General features: G+C 71.7%; 16 protein-coding genes and 1 riboswitch. Of the genes, 5 read left to right on the top strand and 11 right to left on the bottom strand.

The window, feature by feature from the left end; translation table 11 throughout:
- From N864_RS09570 to N864_RS09595, 6 genes are all read right to left on the bottom strand, one after another.
- The coding region (locus tag N864_RS09570) for an RNA polymerase sigma factor (RefSeq protein ID WP_240474277.1) at positions 1–1,688 on the bottom strand (1,688 nt) is incomplete at its 3' end.
- Between the two features lie 392 nt (positions 1,689–2,080).
- Complete coding sequence (locus N864_RS09575) at positions 2,081–2,479, bottom strand: universal stress protein (protein WP_034715911.1); 399 nt, start codon at positions 2,477–2,479, stop codon at positions 2,081–2,083.
- Between the two features lie 243 nt (positions 2,480–2,722).
- Positions 2,723–3,880: a homoserine O-acetyltransferase MetX gene (gene metX / locus N864_RS09580; protein ID WP_051518406.1), complete on the bottom strand. Its 1,158-nt coding sequence runs from the start codon at positions 3,878–3,880 to the stop codon at positions 2,723–2,725.
- Between the two features lie 76 nt (positions 3,881–3,956).
- Positions 3,957–4,067, bottom strand: a riboswitch (SAM riboswitch).
- Between the two features lie 62 nt (positions 4,068–4,129).
- On the bottom strand, positions 4,130–5,221 hold the full coding sequence (locus N864_RS09585; RefSeq protein WP_034715912.1) for a DUF4192 domain-containing protein: 1,092 nt from the start codon (positions 5,219–5,221) through the stop codon (positions 4,130–4,132).
- Positions 5,222–5,330: 109 nt separating this feature from the next.
- Complete coding sequence (locus N864_RS09590; protein WP_034715913.1) at positions 5,331–5,852, bottom strand: DUF1232 domain-containing protein; 522 nt, start codon at positions 5,850–5,852, stop codon at positions 5,331–5,333.
- A gap of 71 nt (positions 5,853–5,923) precedes the next feature.
- Positions 5,924–6,673: an EcsC family protein gene (locus tag N864_RS09595; RefSeq protein WP_034715914.1), complete on the bottom strand. Its 750-nt coding sequence runs from the start codon at positions 6,671–6,673 to the stop codon at positions 5,924–5,926.
- 147 nt (positions 6,674–6,820) lie between these two features.
- Here N864_RS09595 and N864_RS09600 point away from each other — a divergent pair, with 147 nt between their 5' ends.
- Together N864_RS09600 and N864_RS09605 are read left to right on the top strand one after the other, a co-directional pair.
- Positions 6,821–7,969 carry a MalY/PatB family protein gene (locus tag N864_RS09600; protein ID WP_034715915.1) on the top strand — a complete coding sequence of 383 codons (1,149 nt, stop codon included), beginning with the start codon at positions 6,821–6,823 and terminating at the stop codon, positions 7,967–7,969.
- Positions 7,962–9,767, top strand: a complete 1,806-nt coding sequence (locus N864_RS09605) for a DNA polymerase (protein ID WP_240474278.1) — start codon at positions 7,962–7,964, stop codon at positions 9,765–9,767. The genes N864_RS09600 and N864_RS09605 overlap by 8 nt, the downstream gene beginning before the upstream one ends.
- A 115-nt stretch (positions 9,768–9,882) precedes the next feature.
- On the opposite strand, the gene N864_RS09610 is transcribed toward N864_RS09605, so the two are convergent.
- Positions 9,883–10,848, bottom strand: a complete 966-nt coding sequence (locus N864_RS09610; RefSeq protein WP_051518407.1) for a proteasome assembly chaperone family protein — start codon at positions 10,846–10,848, stop codon at positions 9,883–9,885.
- 105 nt (positions 10,849–10,953) lie between these two features.
- On the bottom strand, positions 10,954–14,853 hold the full coding sequence (gene hrpA, locus N864_RS09615) for an ATP-dependent RNA helicase HrpA (protein WP_081793635.1): 3,900 nt from the start codon (positions 14,851–14,853) through the stop codon (positions 10,954–10,956).
- 105 nt (positions 14,854–14,958) lie between these two features.
- On the opposite strand from hrpA, the gene N864_RS09620 reads away from it, so the two are divergent.
- Both N864_RS09620 and N864_RS09625 read left to right on the top strand, forming a co-directional pair.
- Entirely contained in the window at positions 14,959–15,627 is a 669-nt protein-coding gene (locus N864_RS09620) for a hypothetical protein (RefSeq protein WP_034715917.1), read from the top strand.
- Positions 15,628–15,649: 22 nt separating this feature from the next.
- Positions 15,650–16,510 (top strand): hypothetical protein, encoded by an 861-nt coding sequence (locus N864_RS09625; RefSeq protein ID WP_034715918.1) that lies wholly within the window; start codon positions 15,650–15,652, stop codon positions 16,508–16,510.
- A gap of 3 nt (positions 16,511–16,513) precedes the next feature.
- Here N864_RS09625 and N864_RS09630 read toward each other — a convergent pair whose 3' ends face one another.
- The 3 genes from N864_RS09630 to N864_RS09640 are packed head-to-tail and all read right to left on the bottom strand — an operon-like array spanning position 16,514 to position 18,573.
- Positions 16,514–17,713 carry a lipid II:glycine glycyltransferase FemX gene (locus N864_RS09630; RefSeq protein WP_051518408.1) on the bottom strand — a complete coding sequence of 400 codons (1,200 nt, stop codon included), beginning with the start codon at positions 17,711–17,713 and terminating at the stop codon, positions 16,514–16,516.
- 10 nt (positions 17,714–17,723) lie between these two features.
- Positions 17,724–18,218 carry a membrane protein gene (locus tag N864_RS09635; protein WP_034715919.1) on the bottom strand — a complete coding sequence of 165 codons (495 nt, stop codon included), beginning with the start codon at positions 18,216–18,218 and terminating at the stop codon, positions 17,724–17,726.
- Complete coding sequence (locus N864_RS09640; protein WP_034715920.1) at positions 18,211–18,573, bottom strand: hypothetical protein; 363 nt, start codon at positions 18,571–18,573, stop codon at positions 18,211–18,213. The genes N864_RS09635 and N864_RS09640 overlap by 8 nt, the downstream gene beginning before the upstream one ends.
- A gap of 134 nt (positions 18,574–18,707) precedes the next feature.
- Here N864_RS09640 and N864_RS09645 point away from each other — a divergent pair, with 134 nt between their 5' ends.
- The gene (locus tag N864_RS09645; RefSeq protein ID WP_034715921.1) at positions 18,708–20,153 is read left to right on the top strand and encodes an ADP-ribosylglycohydrolase family protein; all 1,446 of its coding nucleotides are present in this window, start codon (positions 18,708–18,710) and stop codon (positions 20,151–20,153) included.
- Positions 20,154–20,312: the final 159 nt, after the last annotated feature.

Below are 20,312 nucleotides of genomic sequence, written 5' to 3' on the forward strand. Positions count from 1 at the left end.
TAGTCGCGCAGCACTTGGGAGCGGCTCGGGTGACGTAGCTTGCTCATCGTCTTCGACTCGATCTGGCGGATCCGCTCCCGCGTGACGCCGTAGACCTTCCCGATCTCGTCGAGGGTCTTGGGCTGCCCGTCGGTGAGGCCGAAGCGCATCGACACGACACCGGCCTCGCGCTCGGAGAGCGTGTCGAGCACCGAGTGCAGCTGCTCCTGCAGGAGCGTGAAGCTGACGGCGTCCGCCGGCACGACCGCCTCGGAGTCCTCGATGAGGTCGCCGAACTCGCTGTCGCCGTCCTCGCCGAGCGGGGTGTGCAGCGAGATGGGCTCGCGGCCGTACTTCTGGACCTCGACGACCTTCTCGGGCGTCATGTCGAGCTCCTTGGCCAGTTCCTCCGGGGTGGGCTCGCGGCCCAGGTCCTGGAGCATCTGGCGCTGCACGCGGGCCAACTTGTTGATGACCTCGACCATGTGCACGGGGATGCGGATCGTGCGCGCCTGGTCGGCCATGGCGCGGGTGATGGCCTGGCGGATCCACCACGTCGCATAGGTCGAGAACTTGTAGCCCTTGGTGTAGTCGAACTTCTCGACCGCACGGATCAGGCCGAGGTTGCCCTCCTGGATCAGGTCGAGGAAGAGCATGCCGCGGCCGGTGTAGCGCTTCGCGAGCGACACGACGAGACGCAGGTTGGCCTCCAGCAGGTGGTTCTTGGCCTTCTTGCCGTCCTGGGCGATCCACCAGAGCTCGCGCTTGAGCTTCATCTCGATCTTGTCGCCGGAGTTCAGCTTCTCCTCGGCGAACAGGCCGGCCTCGATCCGCTTGGCGAGCTCGACCTCCTGCTCGGCGTTGAGGAGCGCCACCTTGCCGATCTGCTTGAGGTAGTCCTTGACGGGGTCGGCGGTGGCACCCGCGGTGACGACCTGCTGCGCGGGCGCGTCGTCCTCGTCGTCGTCACGGATGACGAACCCGGACTCCTCGGCCTCCTCGGACTCGCCCGTCTTGGCCTTGGCCGGCGCTGCCTCGGAGTCGTCGTCGCTGGCCTCCTCGCCAGCAGCCTCGTCGGAGTCCTGGTCGTCCTCGTCCGTGACCTCGACGTCCTCGAGCTCGCTGGGGTCGGCGTCCTCGGGCTCGACGTCCTCGTCGGCCTCGGCCTCGTCGTCGACGACGCCTGCGGCGTTCGCCGACGCACCCTTGGCCGTCTTCTTGGCTGCGGCCTTCGTGGTGCCGGCCTTCTTCGCCGGGGCCGACTTCGCCGCGGCCTTCGACAGCTCACCGTTCGTCGCGGCCTTCTTGGCCGGCGCCTTCTTGGCGGTGGTCTTCTTGGCGGTGGTCTTCGTCGCGGCGGTCGTCTTGGTGGCCCGGCCCGCGGTCGCGCCCGCTGCCGTCTTTTCGGCCGAGCCGTCGGCCCCCTCCTCGGCGGTGGCCTTCTTCGCAGTGGTCTTCGTCGCCGTCGCGGTCGTCTTACGAGTGGCCACGGTGCCTCCCTTGGTCCCGTTGCGGGTCTTCGTCGAAGTGGTCGGTGCGGCCGTCACGACCACGTCGATGCCATGGTTCTCAAGCGTTGTCAGGACGGGCTTCATCTGTCGCGGGTCGAGACCCGCCTCTGTCTGGGCCCGCAGGACGTCCTCTCCGGTGACGCTCCCACTCGCCTTGCCCTTGGCAAGCAGTTGCTGGATTGGAGCGTGCTGAAACACCTTGGGCAAGGTCGGGGGTGTTCCGGATGATGTCACCTTGGGCACGGACAAGGTCGCCTTTCGTCGCTGCGTCGTCGTGAGGACCGCCCCTCTGAGTCGGGGCATGCATCAGCACAACGAACGGAGGTGAGGATTCATGCCGGAAATGCGTGGTGTCTCGGAGTCGATCCCTGCATCGATCTCGCTGTTCGCCCTGTGCGATCCGGTTCGTACGACATTATAAAACGCCGTTGCGCCCCGACACGAAAACGGGCGTCGCCCAGCGGCCCGCACTACCCGGGGCACCGCCTCCGTGCACGACCTCCAACGACGCCCCGTGCGCCCGGCCAGAGGGGGGCCGAGGGCGTCGCCGCAAGCGTCCTGGCCCGCCGCTCACGCCTCGGCGAGCGTGGCTAGTCGGCCTTGACGGCGAGCACCGGGCAGCTCGCGTCGAGCAGGATGCGCTGGGCGTTGGAGCCGAGGATCAGCTTGCCGACGGGGCTGCGCCGCCGCAGGCCGATGACGATGAAATCGGCCTTCTCCTCCTCCGCCACGGAGATGAGGTCCTCGGCGGGGTCGTTGCCGCGGACGAGCTGACGCACCTCGTGGTCGAGCCCCTTCTCCTCGAGCAGGTGCTGCACCCTGGACAGCTCTGCCTCGAAGCGGGTGGCCTCGGTCGCGTCGAAGTCGCGGCCGCCGCGGTGGGAGCTGATGACCACGAGCTTGGTCTTGCGAAGGACACACTCCTCGGCGGCTCGCTTGAGCGCCGCCCGACCTTCCTTGGTGGCGACGTAACCCACGACAATGGCCACGGGGAGACCTCCTCATACGCATCGGTGAACTGTGCTGCGACGCTACCCGATTCCGGGGCGTGAGGCGTGCGCGACGGTCCCGGTGTCGCCAAGGACATAGTCGTATGACGTGAGCCTGGGCCCTGCTCGCCAGCACAGTTCGTTCGCGGCCGGGTCAGACGGCCGCCGGACGGCGGGCCAAGCCCTGCTGGCGGACCGCGCGGGGGCACCCCTCCCGGGGGGCGCCGCGCAGGCGGCCGTTGGTCAACCGGCGTTGCGCGCCAAGGCTCGCCGGACGATGGCGGCCACCTGGCCGGTCTCGATGAGGAAGCCATCGTGTCCGAAGGCGGAATGGATCGACTCTCGCGTGGCCCGCGGCAGCAGTCCGGCCATCTCGTCGGACAGCCGTGGTGGATAGAGGCGGTCGGTGTCGACCGAGGCGATGGTGCAGTCCGCCTCGACCCGCCGCAGCGCCGCCGCGAGGCCACCGCGTCCGCGCCCGACGTCGTGCGAGTTCATCGCCTCGGTCAGCACGACGTAGGAGTTGGCGTCGAACCGTCCGGTCAGCTTGCTCGCGTGGTGGTCGAGATAGCTCTCGACGGCGAACCGACCCCGGTCGGCGCGCAGCGGGTCCTCGCCCGGCTGGGCCTGGCGACCGAACCGGTCGTTCAGCTCCGTCTCGGTGCGGTATGTCACGTGGGCGATCCGGCGCGCGATGCCGAGCCCGGCGTCCGGAGTGCGGCCGGTGTCGTAGTAGTCCCCGCCGGCGAAGTCTGGATCGGTGCGGATCGCGAGCAGCTGGGGCTGGGCCCAGGCGATCTGGTCGGCGGTCGCATGGGCCGTGCTGGCCACGACGATCGCCCGCTCGACCCGCTCCGCTCCCATGACGGCCCACTCGATCGCCCGCATCCCGCCCATCGAGCCGCCGACCACGGCGGCCAGGCGCCGCACACCGAGCCGCTCGAGGAGCAGCTCCTCGACGCGGACCTGGTCGCGGATGGTGACATAGGGGAAGCGGGCCCCCCAATGCCTGCCGTCCGGTGCCGTGCTCACCGGCCCGGTCGTGCCTTGGCATCCCCCGAGGACGTTGGTGCTGAGGACGAAGAACCGGTCCGTGTCGAGCGGCAGCCCGGGACCGACGAGCCCGTCCCACCACCCGGGCGTCGGATGGCCGGGCCCGGCCGCGCCGACGACGTGGCTGTCACCGGTGAGGGCGTGCTCGACGAGGATGACATTGTCGGCGTCGGCGTTGAGGGTGCCCCAGGTCTCGTAGGCGACCTGCACGTCAGGCAGGACGCCGCCCCGCTCGAGGTGGATCTCACCGAGGTTCTGGAACTGTCGGTGCCCCGCCGGGTCACCGGGCCGCCAGGTGCCGTCGTCGGGTCGGCGCCGTGGGGCGCGTGCGACCGGCCGTGCCGTCACTGATGGGGCTCCGGCCGACCGGCCGTGACGCGTCAAGGCTTCGTGTCGGTGGGTCACCGTCATCGACGCTCCTCGTGTCTCGCGCTTGCCCCACCGGACGGTGCGGCCTGGTCCTCACCCGGGGCACCCCACCGCGAAGGAGGGTTGCCGTCCAGCAAGCCGGGGCTTTGCGCTGGCACTCATGACCTGCTGACACCTTACGCGATGGGTTGGCTCGGGCAGGACCGCCCGTCCACACGATGGACGGGGCTACGCCGCGGTGCAGCCGGGCGGCCGCACGCCGAGGTCGAGGAGCTGCTCGACCAGACGAGCCAGCACGTGGCCGGGCTCGACCTCGAGGGCCCGGTCGATGGCAACCCTGGCCCCGGCGCCGTCGCCGTCGAACCACGCCTGGGCTCCCGTCACGGTCAGGATGGGGGCCGCATGGGCGTCCGGCGCGAGCCGACACAACCGCTCGAGTCGCGACCGGAGCATCGCCCGCAGGTCCTCGTCCGACGCCTCCTCATCCTCGAGGTCCTCGAGGACCGGCTCCAGGTGGTCGTCGAGCAGCGCGACGAGCCGGCTGTCGAGCAGGTCCAGCTCGAGGCTGCCCGGACACAGCACCGCGATGATCCCGTCGCGCAGGCTGCGGTGCCGCAAGCTCCCGAGCAGCAGGCAGAGCTGCCGCTCGGGGACGGCCCGGTCGTCGAAGTGTCCCGCCAGGAAGTCGGCCCAGACGGCCAGGCAGTAGTCCGCCCACGTGATCGGTCGGTGCAGGCCGGACCCAGGCGGGTGTACCGCTGCGAGCAGGCGGTCGCCGTCGACCACCTCGTCGACCCAGGCGTCGATCGCCTCGCAGAGGCCGGGCGGCGCCGGTGTCGAGGGCCGGATGGTCGCTGCCAGCTCGTCGCGGGACGCCAGTGCGGCCCGGCCGAGCCCGACGTAGGTCGCCACCGCCCCCACCTCGTGGGGCGCGGGAACGGGCTCGTCCGGGCAGCACGTGCACATCAGCCCGGTCCATCGGTCACCGCGCACGACGATCCGGTCGATCAGCGAGATGCGCTCGAGTGCCAGGCCGGCCGCGATCGCCTCGGAGAGCGGCGCACTCTCCCCGGGCTCCTCCTCGTAGCCGATGAGCATGACGCCGCTCGGGGCCTCGCGGCGCAGGACCGGCAGGACCGAGGCGGCGACCGCCGCCGCTGCCGACAGCTCGGAGACGGCGTCATACCTGGCGACGAGACCGAGCTGCTTCTGGTGGAGGCACACGACGACGACGCTGCGGGTCGGGTGGAAGCCGAGGTGGTAGGGAAGGACGGCCAGCAGGTCCGGCGGCCCGCTCAGGGAGATCTTCTGCTGCTGCATGGCTCGACCCTTGCGGCCGGAGCCCTCCGGCAACAGAGGCACACCTCGTCCGGGCCGGAATCTGTGGACAAGCCGTCCTCAGCCCTGTGGGTTGTGGACGACGTGCCCCTCAGCGCTCGAGGCGCTTGCGCAGCGACTCGAACACGTAGTCCGTCGCCGCCGATCGCACGGCGCGGCCACCGGAGCGCACGGGCCCGTTCGCCGCGGCCCCGGTCCGGTCCTGGCCGGGATCGGGCTCCCCCTCGCCGCTGGCTCCGCCCAGCACGTCTCCGGGGACCACCGTCGGCCGTGGGCGCACCCCCTGACCGAGCTCCCACGCCAGGAATCGGTCCGTCTCCTCGAGGAAGGCCCGCACCGCCCAGGAGATGACGAGGGCGTCGTCCGCGAGGCCGAGGACCGGCAGGACCAGCTCGGGCAGCAGGTCGACCGGGGAGGCGACATACGCCACCGCCGCGACGACGAGCGCGAGCCGGCCGCGAGACACTCCCCGGTAGGTGCCACGCAGGGTGGTGCGCACGAGGCGTGGCACCGCATTGACCCGCTCCGAGACCGTCGGGGCGCCCGGGCGGGTCGTCGCCCGCACGAGCGAGGCGACGGTGGCGGCGAGCTTGAGGCGGGAGGTGCGTTTCATGTCCCGACCAACGACGACTCCGCCGGCCCGATTCCCCAGCGGCACAGCCGTGTCCGAAGCGTGACCACCGCTCAGCCGGTGAAGGGCGAGACCGGTGGGAACTCCTGCTTCGCCTGCTTGGCGATCCTGCCGAGCATGTAGACGTCGATGCCACCACCGACCGCGCCGCCGAGGAACGGCACACCGCGGCCGAGCTTGGCGAAGATGCCATCGCCCAGCTTGCCCAGCAGCCGGAATCCCACCGCCTTGTTGACCACCATCAGCGCGGGTGGTGGAAGACGGTCGACGGCCAGGGCAGCGATCCGCCCTCCGGGTGCCGCGAGCCCGGCCTTCTTGAGGATGTCGTCGCTGTCGGCACCGGTCAGCGTGACGAGGATGGCCGACCGGATCTCCGGCTGGTCGATGTCGTAGCCGCGCAGCTTGGCGATCGCGGCGGTCATCCGCGTGCCGAGGAGGTAGAACTCGACCACGTTGGCCGGCAGGGAGACCGGCATCGTGAAGAAGCCGCCCAGGCCGGTCGCGAAGCCACCGACCGCCCCGAGCCGACGGTGGTCCCGGCGAACGACGTCGATCGCCTTCTCGACATCGCCCCCCGTGCTGGACAGCGCGTGCGCCGCGACTGAGCTCGCCGAGGCGAAGGGCCCCTTGCCGTCGATGCCGATGTCGAGGAGGCGTTCGACGAGGCGCGTGGCGGCCCCGGTCATCCCGCCCTGCTTGCGCTCCGGCACGGCCACCGCTCGACCCGGCGGGCCCTGCACCTGCGCGTCCGCGCGCCCCGACGCCTCCTCGGTCTCGTCCTTGCCCAAGCCCAGAATGCGCACTGGCGTCCTCTCCTGTCGTCTGCTCGTTGGTCCGCCGAGCCGGCCTCCCCCGCCACCGTATGACGGATGCGGCGCTCGTGGGTGCAAGGGTCCCCACGAGATCCGCGGTGCCGGGGACGGTCGGTGGCGTCGCCTAGGCTGCGTCGCATGACCCGGCGCATCCTCGACCACACCGTCGACGAGCTGAGGCGCGACCGCACGAGCATCAAGTGGCGACTGCACCCCGGCGACGTCCTCCCGCTGTGGGTCGCCGAGATGGACGCCTCACCCTGCGAGGCGGTCGTCACGGCGGTGACCGAGGCGCTGCGCCGGGGTGACACCGGCTACGCCGCTCCCGGACCGTATGCCGCTGCGCTGGCCGCGTTCGCGCACGCTGAGTGGGGCTGGACGATCGACGGGCACACCGTCGTCCAGGTCGCGGACGTGCTCACCGGCATCGCCCGGCTGCTCGAGCTGTTCACCGAGCCGGGTGGACCGGTGATCGTCAGCTCCCCCGCCTACAACGCCTTCTTCACGGTCATCGACTCGGTCGGTCGACAAACCGTCGACGCACCGCTGACCGCCGAGGGCCGCCTCGACCTTGACCACCTGGGCGACGCGTTCCGTCGGGCGACCGCGGGAGGCGGCTCAGCGGCATACCTCTTGTGCAACCCGCACAACCCGACGGGGACGGTCCACACGGCCGACGAGCTGGCGCGGCTCGCGGCGCTCGCGCGCGAGCACGGCGTGCAGGTCATCTCCGACGAGATCCACGCCCCGCTGGTCTACGCCACGAGCACGTTCACGCCCTACCTGACGGTCCCCGGGTCCGAGGGCGGGGTCACCGTGACGGCCGCCTCCAAGGCGTGGAACCTCGCGGGCCTCAAGGCCGGTCTGGTCGTGCCCGGCACGGAGGCGGTGGCCGCGACGAAAGCACTGCACCCCTTCGTGACGATGGGGGCGAGCCACCTCGGGGTCATCGCCCAGTCGGCGGCGTGGGGGCACGGTGGCGACTGGCTCCGGCAGCTGCGCGACGAGCTCGACGACAACCGCCACCTGCTGGCGCGGCTCGTCGCAGAGCAGCTGCCGGGCGTCCGGCTCCGGCTGCCGGAGTCGACCTACCTCGCCTGGCTCGACTGTCGGGACGCCGGGCTGGGCGACGACCCGGCAGCGACGCTCCTCAGTCGGGGGCGGGTCGCCCTCTCCGAGGGCGCTCACTTCGGGCCCCGGGGGGCGGGCTGTGCGCGGCTCAACTTCGCGACCTCGCCCGAGATCCTGCGGGAGGCGGTGCACCGCATGGCGAGCTGCCTTGGCTGACAAGGCGATCGAGGCACCGCTTGTCGCGCTGGTCCTCGGTCCGCAGGGAGCGTATGCCGCTGGGCCGGGTCTCGATGAGCCGTGGCCGCGCGACGTGGTGGGCCCACGCTTCGGGGAGGTGGCTCGGCAGCGACGCCCGCGGTGGGTCGTGTGGTCGGCGTCGCTCGGCCTGCGCCCGCTCGTGACCCAGGGCCTCGCGGTCCCGCGCGTCTGGGACCTCGCCGAGGTGCACCGCATCATCCACGGCGGCTGGCGGGCCTCGCCGGGGCACATCTGGGCGGCCTGCCGCGGCCTCCCCGAGACCGGGGTGCCGGCCCCACCGCGCCCGCGACTGGCCGGCTTCGACGGCGACCTGTTCGACGCCGCCGGCGACGAGGATGGCCCGCTGACGGCTTCCGGGCATCTGCGGCCCGATGCCCTCACGACCTGGCCGTCCACGCCCGACCGCCTGCGACAGCTGGCTCGCATGGCGTTGGACTGCCAGGCCTACCAAGCCGATTCGCTCTGCCGAATCGTGCCGGACGACCCAGCACGAGCCAGACGGACGGCCTGGTCGGAGTCCGCCGCGGCGGTGCTCTGCCTCGAGCTCGAGCGAGACGGCCTGCCCGTCGACCGGCTCGCTGCGGAGGACCTCATCGGAGTCGCAGCTGGTCGCCGACCTGTCGACCAGGACGACGCTGACCGGATCCGGCGCGCCCGGGACCGCGTCGTGCTCGCCCATGCACCGGGCCGCGAACGAACCGACCTGCGCAACCCGGTGCAGGTGCGCGAGCTGCTCGCCTCGGTCGGCGTCGACGTCCCGAACACCCGCGCCCACGTCCTCGAGCCCTACCGGCAGACCAACCCCCTCGTCGACGCGCTGCTCGCCTGGCGCAAGGACGAGCGCATCGCGACGACGTACGGCTACCGCTGGCTCGACGAGCACGTCGGCCCGGATGACCGGCTGCGAGGCGCCTGGGCCGCGTGCGACGGCGCCGCGGGACGGATGACGGCCCAGAACGGCCTGCACAACCTGCCGGCGCCGCTACGACCGGCAATCTGCGCCGAGGCCGGCCATGTGTTCGTGCGCGCCGACCTCGGGCAGATCGAGCCGCGCGTCCTGGCGGTGGTCAGCGCGGACCGGGCCTTTGCCGAGGCCACCCGGTCCGACGACCTCTACGCGCCGGTGGCCGCCCGTCTCGGGTCGGACCGGCCGACCGCCAAGGTGGCCGTCCTCGCCGCGATGTACGGGCAGCGGTCCGGAGCCGCCGGGGAGGCGCTCGCCCAGCTCGAGCGCGCGTACCCCGTCGCGATGGGGCTGCTCGATCGCGCGTATGCCGACGGCGTGGCCGGGCGCTCGGTGCGCACGTTCGGGGGCCGGCTCATCCGGCTCGGCCCCGGCTCCGCTCCCCCGGCTCCTGCGACACCCCGCCCCGCTGGGTCCTCCACTGCCGGCACTGCCGGCGGGCGGTTCTCGGGTGCGTCGGCGGGTGACGTCGCCTCACCCGGCCTGCCGCCCGGAACGGACGCAGGCCGGGGGCGGTTCGCCCGCAACGCGATCATCCAGGGCTCGGCCGCAGAGCTGTTCAAGGCGTGGGCCGCCACGGTCCGCTCGGCGGTGGCGCCGCTCGAGGGCCGCATCGTCCTGTGCCTGCACGACGAGCTGCTCGTGCACGTGCCGGAGGACCGCGCCGCCGACGCTGCGGCTGCGGTGGACACCGCGCTGCAGTCGGCGGCTCGCCTCTGGTCCGGCACAAACGCGGTGCGGTTCGTCGCCGACACGAGCATCATCCGGCGGTGGAGCGAAGCCAAACCCTGACCGTCGAGTGAGCGCTAACGCCGCTTCTGGCACGTCGAGTGAGCGCAAACTCCGGAGTTTGCGCTCAGTCGACGGTTCGCAACCGGAGTTTGCGCTCAGTCGACGGTTGAAGGGGTTAAGACGTGGGACCGGAGTCGGCGGCGCTCCCGGCGTCGCCCTCGTCGGTGACGTCCTTCTCGTCGGTGACGTCCTTGAGGAAGGCCTCGAACTCCGCACCGATCTCGTCGGCGGTCGGCAGGTCCTTCAGCTCCGTGGCGAGCAGGCTGCGCCGCTTGCGCCCCTCGAGGAACGAGTCGTACTGCTCCTCGAGGGCGTGCACCACGGCCGCCACCTCGTCGGAGTCGGCGACCTGCCGGTCGATCTCGAGACGGTTGAGGCCCGCGGCCGCGGCGAGGGCGGTGCGGTCGAGGTCGAGGCCGGTCGCGGTCGTGACCCTGTCGAGCGCCGCGACGGCGGCCTCGGGGTACTCGCCCTGGCCGAGGTAGTGCGGCACGTGGATCGAGAAGCCGATCGCGTCACGGCCCGCCTCGCCCAGCCGGTACTCGAGCAGCCCGGTGAAACTGCCGGGCACCTGCATCTCGCCGAAGGCGACCTCGTTCTCCGGGATCAGGCGTGCGTCCGTCGCGTGCGCCGTCACGCCGATCGGGCGGGTGTGCGGTACCGCCATGGGGATGCCGTGCACGCTTACGGTCAGGCGCACCCCGAGGGCCTTGATGAGCCGCACGGTGGCCTCCGCCATCCGGGACCACTGGTAGTCCGGCTCCGGACCGGTGAGCAGGAAGAACGCGTCGCCCTGCTGGTCGGTGAGACGGTGCAGCAGCAGGCTCGGGTCGTCGTAGGAGGTCCACCGGTCACGGTCGAAGGTCATGGCCGGACGCCGCCCGCGGTAGTCGAGCAGCTGGTCGACGTCGAACGATGCGACGACCGTCGAGGGGTGGGTCTCGAGGAGGTGGTCCGCGAGGAGCTTCTGCGTCTGGCCGGCGTCGATGAAGCCCTCGAGGGCGACGACGAGCACCGACGCCTGCATCTGGGCGAGCGAGGTGTCGGTCTCGAAGGAGAAGAGCTCTGACGGGTCCTGCACGGGATGGCCTTTCGTTGTGCTGGTCATCTGGTTGAACGCGGGAGTCGCGGAGACGATTCCCGCCCTCCGGACACGAGCACGGCTACCCGGAGGGCCAGGGGGTGGCTACGGGCTGATGGCCGCGATGGCCTTCAGGATGCGCTGGGTCGACACCTTCTGCGCGGTTCCGAGCTGTTGGGCGAAGAGCGACACCCGCAGCTCCTCGATCATCCAACCAATGGCCGCGACGTCCTCGGCGCCGCGCCGGGCCGGCCGCAGCTCGGCGAGCAGGTCGGCATAGCGGCCCTCGACAGCGTCCACCTGGTCGAGCAGCTGCGCGTCGCGGGCGAGGTTCTCCGGGGCCTTCTCGAGCCGGTAGGCGATGGCGCGCAGGTAGCGGTCGAGGTCCGGGAGCCTTCCGACGCCCGTGTCCGCAACGAAGCCGGGTCGGACCAGCTCCCGCAGCTGGGCCCGGACGTCGGCCAGGAGCGGGCGCATGGCCGGGTTCGTCGACCGGCCCAGCGCCTCGAGCCGGTTGGTGATCGCCAGGTGCTTGGCGAGGATCGGCTCGACGAGGCCGACAACCTGCACGACCCGGGCGGACGCGTGGCTGCGGACGGCCGACAGGGCCCACTCGAAGTCCTCCTCGGTGCGAACGGCGTGGCGCACCTGCTCGGCGCTGATCGCGTCGACGGCCGCAGCGAGGCAGTCCTCGAGGAGGGCCGGCACGCTGCCGTGCGGGTTGTGACCGAGCGCGAGCTTCTGGGTGTTCGTGAGGCGGGCCAGCACCTGGCGCCAGGGCGGTGTCGTGCCGAGCAGGAGGAGTCGTCGCACTCCGAGTCGGTGCTCCGCCTGCGCCTCGGCCGGGGTCGGCAGCACCAAGAGGTCGACACTCGCACCGCGGTCGACGAGAGCAGGGAAGCCGACCACGCCCTCGGCGCTCTCGAACGTGTCTGGCATGGTGCGGACCGTCCACGCAGTCAGGCCTGTGCGCTCGATGGCGGCACTTGCCGCCCGGACCTCCCGGCGCAGTGCGGGCGTGGCGGCCTCGCGGACCGCCTCCAGGTCCTTGCCGGTCGCGATGGGCGTCCCGTCGGGTCGGTCCACGGAGAACGTGACCCGGAGGTGGTCCGGCACGCGGCCCCAGTCGAAGTCGCCCGGTGACACGGCCACTCCGGCCCGACGCCGCAGCGCCGCGGCGAGGGCCTCGACGAGGGTGCCCGAGGACGGGTCGAGCTCGGGGAGGACTGCTCGAGCGTGGTCGGGTGCCGGGACGAGGCCGCGGCGGATCGCCTTCGGCAGCGACCGGATCAGCGCTGTGACCAGCTCCTCCCGGAACCCGGGCACCTCCCAGTCGAAGCCGGTGGCCCGCACCTGGTTGAGGTGGTCGACGGGGATGTGCACGGTGGCCCCGTCCAGTGGGGATCCCGGCTCGAACTGGTACGTCACGGGCAGGACGTTGTCGCCCTGACGCCACGTAGTCGGGTAGTCCCCACCGACGACGGCGTCGGCGGAGTCGCGCAGCAGGAGGTCCTCGGTGAAGGTGAGCAGGTCGGGGTCCTGGCGCCGGGCCTTCTTCCACCACGTGTCGAAGTGCCTGCCGGAGACGACCGTGTCCGGAATCCGCTTGTCGTAGAAGGACACCAGGGTGTTGTCGTCGACGACGAGGTCACGTCGTCGGGTGCGTGCCTCGAGCTCGCCGATCCGCTCGACCAGGGCCGCGTTCTCCTTGAGGAAGACGTGGGGGCTGTTCCAGTCGCCCTCGACGAGGGCGTGCCGGATGAACAGGTCGCGGGCGAGCACCGGGTCGATCCGCCCCAGCCCCACCGTGCGGCCCACGACGAGCGGCACGCCATAGAGCGTCACCCGCTCGGTGGCGACCGCCGAGCCGCGCCGGCCGGACCAGCGAGGCTCGGAGTACTGCCGCTTGACGAGGTGCTCGCCGAGCTCCTCGGCCCACATGGGGTCGATGCGGGCGTTGATCCGGGCCCACAGGCGGGTCGTCTCGACGAGCTCCTCGGCCATGACGAACTGCGGCTGCTTGCGGAAGAGCGCGGAGCCGGGCGAGATGCCGAACCGTGCTCCACGCGCCCCGAGGTACTCCCGGCGTTGCTCGTCGCGGACCCCCACGTGCGACAGCAGGCCGGCGAGCAGCGCCTGGTGCACCGCGTCCGTGTCCACCTCGCCATGCTGGCTCCCCCGCGAGACATCGAGCCCCGCCTGCTTGGCCGCCTGCTTGACCTGCGCGTGCAGGTCCTGCCACTCACGGACCCGCAGGTAGTGGAGGAACTCGGCCTTGCACATCCGACGAAACGCACTGGAGGACAAGGCCTTCTGCTGTTCCCGCAGGTAGCGCCACAGGTTGAGCCACGTGACGAAGTCGGAGTGCTCGTCCTGGAAGCGCTTGTGCGCCGCACTGGCCAGCTCCTGCTTGTCCTGGGGCCGCTCCCGCGGGTCCTGGATCGACAGGGCCGCAACGATGACGAGCACCTCGCGCAGGACGCCGCGCCGGTCCGCCTCGATGACCATCCGCGCGTGGCGCGGGTCGATCGGCAGCTTCGCCATCGTCCGTCCGTATGGCGTGAGCTTGCGACCCGCTCGCCGGTTGCCGCCCCGACGGGGCTGGCTGCCGTCCTGGCCGCCGAAGGCCTGCAGCTCCTCGAGCAGCCGGACGCCGTCGGTCACCTGCCGGGAGTCCGGTGGGTCGATGAACGGGAAGGCCTCGACGTCGCCGAGACCGAGCGTCGTCATCTGGAGGATGACCGAGGCGAGGCTCGTGCGGAGGATCTCCGGGTCGGTGTACTGCGGCCGTGAGTCGTGGTCCTCCTCCGAGTACAGGCGGATCGCGATGCCCTCCGAGACGCGCCCGCAGCGCCCCGACCGCTGGTTCGCCGACGCCTGGCTGATCGGCTCGATGGGCAGGCGCTGGACCTTGAGCCGCTGGCTGTAGCGGGAGATGCGGGCCGTGCCGCTGTCAATGACGTAGCGGATGCCGGGAACCGTGAGCGAGGTCTCCGCAACATTGGTGGCCAAGACGATTCGGCGACCCGTGTGCCGTGAGAAGACCCGGTGCTGCTCGGCAGCCGAGAGCCGGCCGTAGAGCGGCAGCACCTCGGTGACCGGCAGGTTCATCCCGGAGATCGCGTCGGCGGCGTCCCTGATCTCACGCTCCCCGGAGAGGAAGACGAGAATGTCCGAGCTGGGCCCCGAGTGGCGCTCGGTCCACAGCTCGAGGACCGCGTCGCAGATCCCGGTCACGAGGTCCTTCTCCTCGCCCTCGGGCTGGTCGGGGTCGACGAGGGGGCGATAGCGGATCTCGACCGGGTAGGTGCGGCCGGACACCTCGACGATCGGGGCCGGCCGGCCCTCGCCGTCGGCGAAGTGCTCGGCGAAGCGCTCCGGGTCGATCGTCGCCGACGTGATGATGACCTTGAGGTCGGGCCGGCGTGGGAGGAGCTGCTTGAGGTAGCCGAGGATGAAGTCGATGTTGAGGCTGCGCTCGTGGGCCTCGTCGATGATGATCGTGTCGTAGCGGCGCAGGTCGCGGTCGTGCTGCATCTCCGTCAGCAGGATGCCGTCGGTCATCACCTTGACGAGGGTGTCCGGGCTGGTGTGGTCCGCGAAGCGGACCTGGTAGCCGACGGCGCTGCCGAGCTGGACGTCGAGCTCCTCCGAGAGCCGTTCCGCGACGGCCCGGGCGGCGATCCGCCGTGGCTGCGTGTGCCCGATCATCCCGTCGAGCCCGCGGCCGAGCTCGAGGCAGATCTTCGGGATCTGGGTGGTCTTGCCCGAGCCGGTCTCACCCGCGATGACGACGACCTGGTGGTCACGGATCACCTCGGCGAGCTGGTCACGGTGCTCGACGACGGGCAGCTGCTCAGGGTAGGTGATCGCCGGGACGAGCCCAGCCCGGTGCGCGCGGCGAGCGGCGCGCTGTTCCGGGGTGAGCGGCATACGGCCTCGTCGGGACCGGCCGCGCGGGGAACGGCGCGAGCGGGACGCGGCGGGCGCGGGCTGCTCGGGCATGAGCGACAGGATAGGCGGCGCGGTTCGGCACGCCGAACGGGTTTGCCGCGCGGAACCGCCCTCGCGGCCCTAGAGTCACAGTGCCGGTAGGCGGCAAGGAGGGGCATGGACGCTCGACCGGAGATCCCGGACCCGCAGCACGACCGGCACGTCGCGTTCTCCGACGATGCGCCGGAGCCACTCCCCGAGACCTGGTGGGCACCGGCCCCTGCACCCGCTCCGTCGCCTGTGCGTGGCGCGCAGGGCTTCCGCTTCGCACCGCGGAGGCGCCGCCGCGTGGGCTGGTGGGCTGTCGTGGCGGTCTTCCTGTTCGGCAGCGCCATGTCGGGGCACAGCGGCGAGCTCTTCGGACACGGCGGCACCGGACACGGGGGCATCGGACACGGCAGTGCCGAGGGTGAAGGGCCGGCTCCGAGCAGCATCGAACTCGTCGTGGAGCCAGTGGCGCCCAGCGGGGCCCTTGATCCCATGGATGCGGCCCTTTATCCAATCCCGCCCGGCACCCTGTGGTTCCGGCTGGAAGTCGTCGGCAACGACCCTCGCGGCACCGTCGACGTGATGGCGAGCTCAGGCTCGACGGTGAGCGCCGGAGAGGTGGCCCTGCCCTACGCCGCACGGCTCACGCGCAACGACCCGGACGACCCGCTCACCGTGACCGTCCATGGTGCATATGGGCAGCAACAGGTCCAGTGCCGCGTCTACCTCGCCGACGCCCTCGTGGCCATCGGGACGGGGCCCGGCACCGCGACCTGCGAGGTGCCGGGAGGGCGATGAGGACCGGGGTGGAGGGCACGGCATGACGGCGTCCGGTGGTCCGACCGGACTGGACCCGGACTGGGTGCCGGAGCCGGTCCGGCGCGAGCCTGCCGACCCGGCGGTGCTGCCGGCCTTCGGCAGTCGCGGCATGACGGTCGGCGCCCTCGCCGGGCGCGCGGATACCCGGGGCGCGCCCGGTCGCCCATGGCTGACGGGGTGGCAGGTCGGCGGCCTCGCGGCGGCCGTCCTCGTGCCGTTCCTCGCCTGGTTCCTCTGGAGCGCACTGCAGGTCGAGCAGGAGGTTCCGGCCGAGGACGTTGCGGCCTCCGCGACGCCCTCGGCGTGGCCTTGGCCCGGCGGCGTCGTGCCCGCGCCACCGCAGCCGAGCGCCACCTCCCCGCTCAGGCCAACCCCGAGCGTGACGCTCCTGCCCCCACCACCGACTCTGGTGCCCGGCCGCAGGCCGACGCCTGCGCCCATACGTCCTGGTCCCGGTCAGCAGACCGTGCCCCCGGCGGTGCAGTTCCCGCCGAACCTGCGCCCGACGGCGGTGCCGGGCGGCGCTCGGCCGAGCGCGGTGCCGACGGCCCCGACCCGTATCCGGCTCGAGGTGAGCGGTCCGACGAGCCGGCCCTACACGGTGTACCTCGCCGGCAGCGGCACGGGCAGCCGGCGCACGTTCCAGGGCCAGACCGGCACCGTGGCCCTCGACGTGCCACCGACCGTGCTCACCCCGACACCGGGCATGCCCGTGCCGATGCTCGGGGCAACGGTCCAGACCACCCGGCTCAGCGACACGGTCACGTGCCGCATCCTCGTCGGCGGGGTCACGGTCGCCTACCAGCAGGGGCGCGGGCACGCGACGTGCACCGTCACCAGCGCCGGTCTCGGCTGGAAGTGAGCGTCAGACCTCGGACTCGGTGTTGGCGCCCGCGCGCCGGTTGTTGATCGCGACCCGCACTGCCATCGCCTTCTCGAAGGCCGTGTGCCAGAAGCGGCTCAGCACGAGCTCGCGCTCCCCGACGTGCTCGACGACGTCCGCGCCGGCTCCGAGCTTGAACAGCAGCAAGCCCGTCAGCGGCTCCGTGGCACCGAGCGACGTGTTGAAACCGCGGAAGTCGTATGCCGTGCAGCCGGCTTCCAGCGCATCCTGGATTGCCTGCCACTGGAGTGCGTTGGAGGCGCGGGCCTCGCGGTTGCGACTCGTCGAGCCGCCGTAGAGGTAGGAGAACATGTCGCCCACTCGGACCATGAGGGCCGAGGCGAGGACGTCGCCGTCGACGTGGGCCTCGTAGATGTGGGCACTGATGCGGTCGTCACCGGCACCGAAGGCTCGCATCATCTGCTCGAAGTAGGACTTGGCGCGGGGGAAGAAGTGGTCGCGCTCCGCGGTCTCTGCGTAGAGCTCGTGGAAGGTGGCGACGCCATCGAGACCTGTGGTGCGGACCTCGACCCCGGCCTTGGTGGCCTTCTTGATGTTGCGTCGCCACTGCTGGTTCATGCCCTTGAGGACCTCGTCCGCACTCCGTCCCTTGAGGTCGACGACGCAGACGTAGCGGGGCTGGCCCACGGCCGCGGTGTTGCCCCACCCGATGGGCTGCCACGAGCGCTCTTCGAGCCACTCCTCGAGCCGACGCGCGACGGGGTTGTCGAGGTCGGGCGGCAGCTCGGTGAAGGACATCAGGCCGCCCTCGCCGATCTGCTTCTTGACCGCATCGGGAGCCCACCGCCGGGAGATGACCGGGAAGCCGAGGCGCAGGGCGAACGCACCGTCCTGCTTCGCCCACCCGACGAGGGGGTCCAGCCACGCCGACGGGTCGGCAGCGACCGCCTCCCACGGCAGCGCCGGACCCTCGGGAAGGTAGGCGAAGGACCGCTTGAGGCGAGGGATGTTGCGGGAGAGGACGAGCCCCGCCCCGACCAGCGCGCCAGACCCGTCGAACCAGCCGAGCGGCGTGCGCCGCCAGCCGGGCTTCGTGCGGCCCCATGCGGGCGTCTGCAGGAAGCTGCCGCCGAGGTCGACGACCGTCTCGCCCAGCTGTTCCGACGTGATGGGACGGACGGTGAGGGGGCCGGTCGGGGCGGTCGCGGCGGGCTGATCCATGTGCTGCACCCTATCGACGCGGCTCGGGCGGTCCGGACATCGAGGAACCGGTCACGAGCGCCCGATGCCGCCAGATCCACCACAGGCCGAGGAACGGCAGGACGAGCGGCACGTAGCCGTAGCCCTGCCCGAAGTGCGACCACACGGTCTTGTCGGGGAAGGCGTCGGACATCGCGTAGGACAGCGCGCCGACGACCAGGACCCCGATGAGCTCGATGGTGACGGCCACCGCCGCGACCCGGACGGAGGTGCGGTTGCCGCGCGCCAGACCGACCGTCGCGATGATGTAGATCACGGCCGCGAGCGCGGACAGCAGGTAGGAGACGGGCGCCCGGTCGAAGTACTCGACGATCTGCAGCACCGACCGACCCGTCGCGGCGAGGGCGAGCAGGCCGTAGACGGCGACAAGGAGGCGCCCGGCCCCGTGTCCCGTGTGCTCGTCCGCGGCGGACGGCCGGTCGTCAGGAGTGGGGGCGTCGGGCCGAGGGGTGTTTCGTTCAGACATTGAGCTGCCAGATCTGGAGGATGCGGGCGACGAGGATGGCGACGACGACGGCGCCGCCGAGGACGACCCCCATGGCCCAGCGTGACCGCTCCTTGATGGCGATGAAGACGGTGACGGGAAGGACGACGAGGACCGTGAACAGGTAGGCGATGTAGGTGGCTCGCTCGGCCCCGTCCTGGATCGCCCCCGACTGCGCCAGGCCGATGACGAGTTGGACGAGCAGGGCGAGCTCAATGACCGCGCTCACGACGATGATGGGGTCATCGATCAGCCGGTCGCGCCACAGGCGGTGGCCGGCGAGGAGGAGCAGCACCGCGCAGGCCACGAGGATCGCGACGGTGAGGGGTAGGAGCACGGGCGCAGCCTACTGGGTTGGGCCACGTTGTCCGCAGGCCGAGGCGCCACCGCACCCGGCTGCCGGAGCAGTTAGATTCGAGCGTGGCGTGCCGCCGGGACGCCCGACGCCCTGCCGCGACGAAGGAGTCACGCTTGTCCATCCGCCCCATCCCCATCGACCGTGCGGCCGGTGTCCTGCTCGGTCAGGCCTGCGGCGACGCGCTCGGTGTCCCGTACGAGATGGCGGCACCCCCGGTCGGCGAGGCGGTCATGTCCGGTGGCGGACTCGGGCCGTATGAGCCCGGTGAGTGGAGCGACGACACCCAGATGACGCTCTGCGTGGCGCGCGTGGCCGCCGAGGGACTGGACCTCGAGAGCGACGAGGCGCTCGACCGGGTCGCCGAGGGTTTCGAGCAGTGGCTCGTCGGTGGGGCCACCGACGTCGGCACCCAGACGCGCAACATCCTGACCCGGGCCGGGAAGTTGCAGGGGCGGGCCCACGAGCGGCTGCGCACGGCGAGCCGGGCGCTGCATGCCCGCACCGGCCTCACCGCCGGCAACGGCGCGCTGATGCGCACCTCCATCGTCGGCATCGCGACTCCCGAGGACCGTGAGGCGACGGCGCGGGCAGCGCGGGCAGTTGCTGAGCTGACGCACACGGACCCCCTGGCCGGTGACTCGAGCGTGCTCTGGTCCGAGGCCATCCGCGTCGCGGTGACCGAAGGGCGCCTCGACCTGCTCGGCGGTCTCGACCTGGTCAGCAGCGAGCACCGCGAAGCGTGGCGGACCTGGATCAAGGAGGCAACCGGGGCTCCCGCGGCGCAGTTCGACAACAACGGCTTCACCGTCACGGCGCTTCAGGCAGCGTGGGCCGCGATCACCTCGACGGATCTCGGTGACGGCTCGGCGCTGCACGTGCAGCGTGGACTCCAGGCGGCCGTCCGCGCCGGCTGGGACACCGACACCGTCGCGGCCATCGCCGGAGCGCTGCTCGGGGCGCGCTACGGCTCGTCGGCGGTGCCGAGCCAGTGGCGCCGGATGGTTCACGGCTGGCCCGGCCTGCGGGCCCACGACCTCGTCGAGCTGTCCGTCTCGACCTTCCTCGGCGGCCGCCGCGCCGGGACCTGGCCGTCCGTCGAGACGATGACGGACCCATCGATCCCAGGGCTGGGCATCCCCCACCCGATCGACTCCGAGATCATCCTCGGCACGATCAGCGACCTCTCCCGCCTGGCGGAGCTGCGCGTCGACGCCGTCGTCTCCCTGTGCGCCCTGGGCCTGCAGGACATCCCGGCCCCGGGCATGACGTCCCGGGACCACATCGAGTTCTGGCTCAACGACGAGGATGAGGCGGAGACCAATCCGCATCTCGACTTCGTCCTCGACGATGCATCCTCGGCGCTGCGCCAGTTCCGGGCCGAGGGCAAGCGGGTGCTCGTCCACTGCCGCTTTGGCACGGTCCGCACGCCCGCCGTGGCCCTGCGTTACGCCGTCGACATCGGCGTCGCCCCGGAGCTCGCGGAGCGCCGTCTACGCGAGGCGTTGCCGCAGGCCAAGGGCGACGGCCGCCTGTGGCGCGTCGCGGCGTACGGCGCCTGAGCGCCACGGCATGCCTCGACGTCGCACGGCTGGGCCCGAGGCGACGACCGCCACGTGGCCCGCCGACGGGTAGTGGCCCCTCGTCGGTTTGTGGCCCTTCGACGAGTAGCGGCCCCTCGTCGGTTTGTGGCCCTTCGACGGTTTGTGGCCCTTCGACGG

Origin of the sequence: Intrasporangium chromatireducens Q5-1, from assembly GCF_000576575.1 — a bacterium.
GTDB lineage: Bacteria > Actinomycetota > Actinomycetes > Actinomycetales > Dermatophilaceae > Intrasporangium_A > Intrasporangium_A chromatireducens.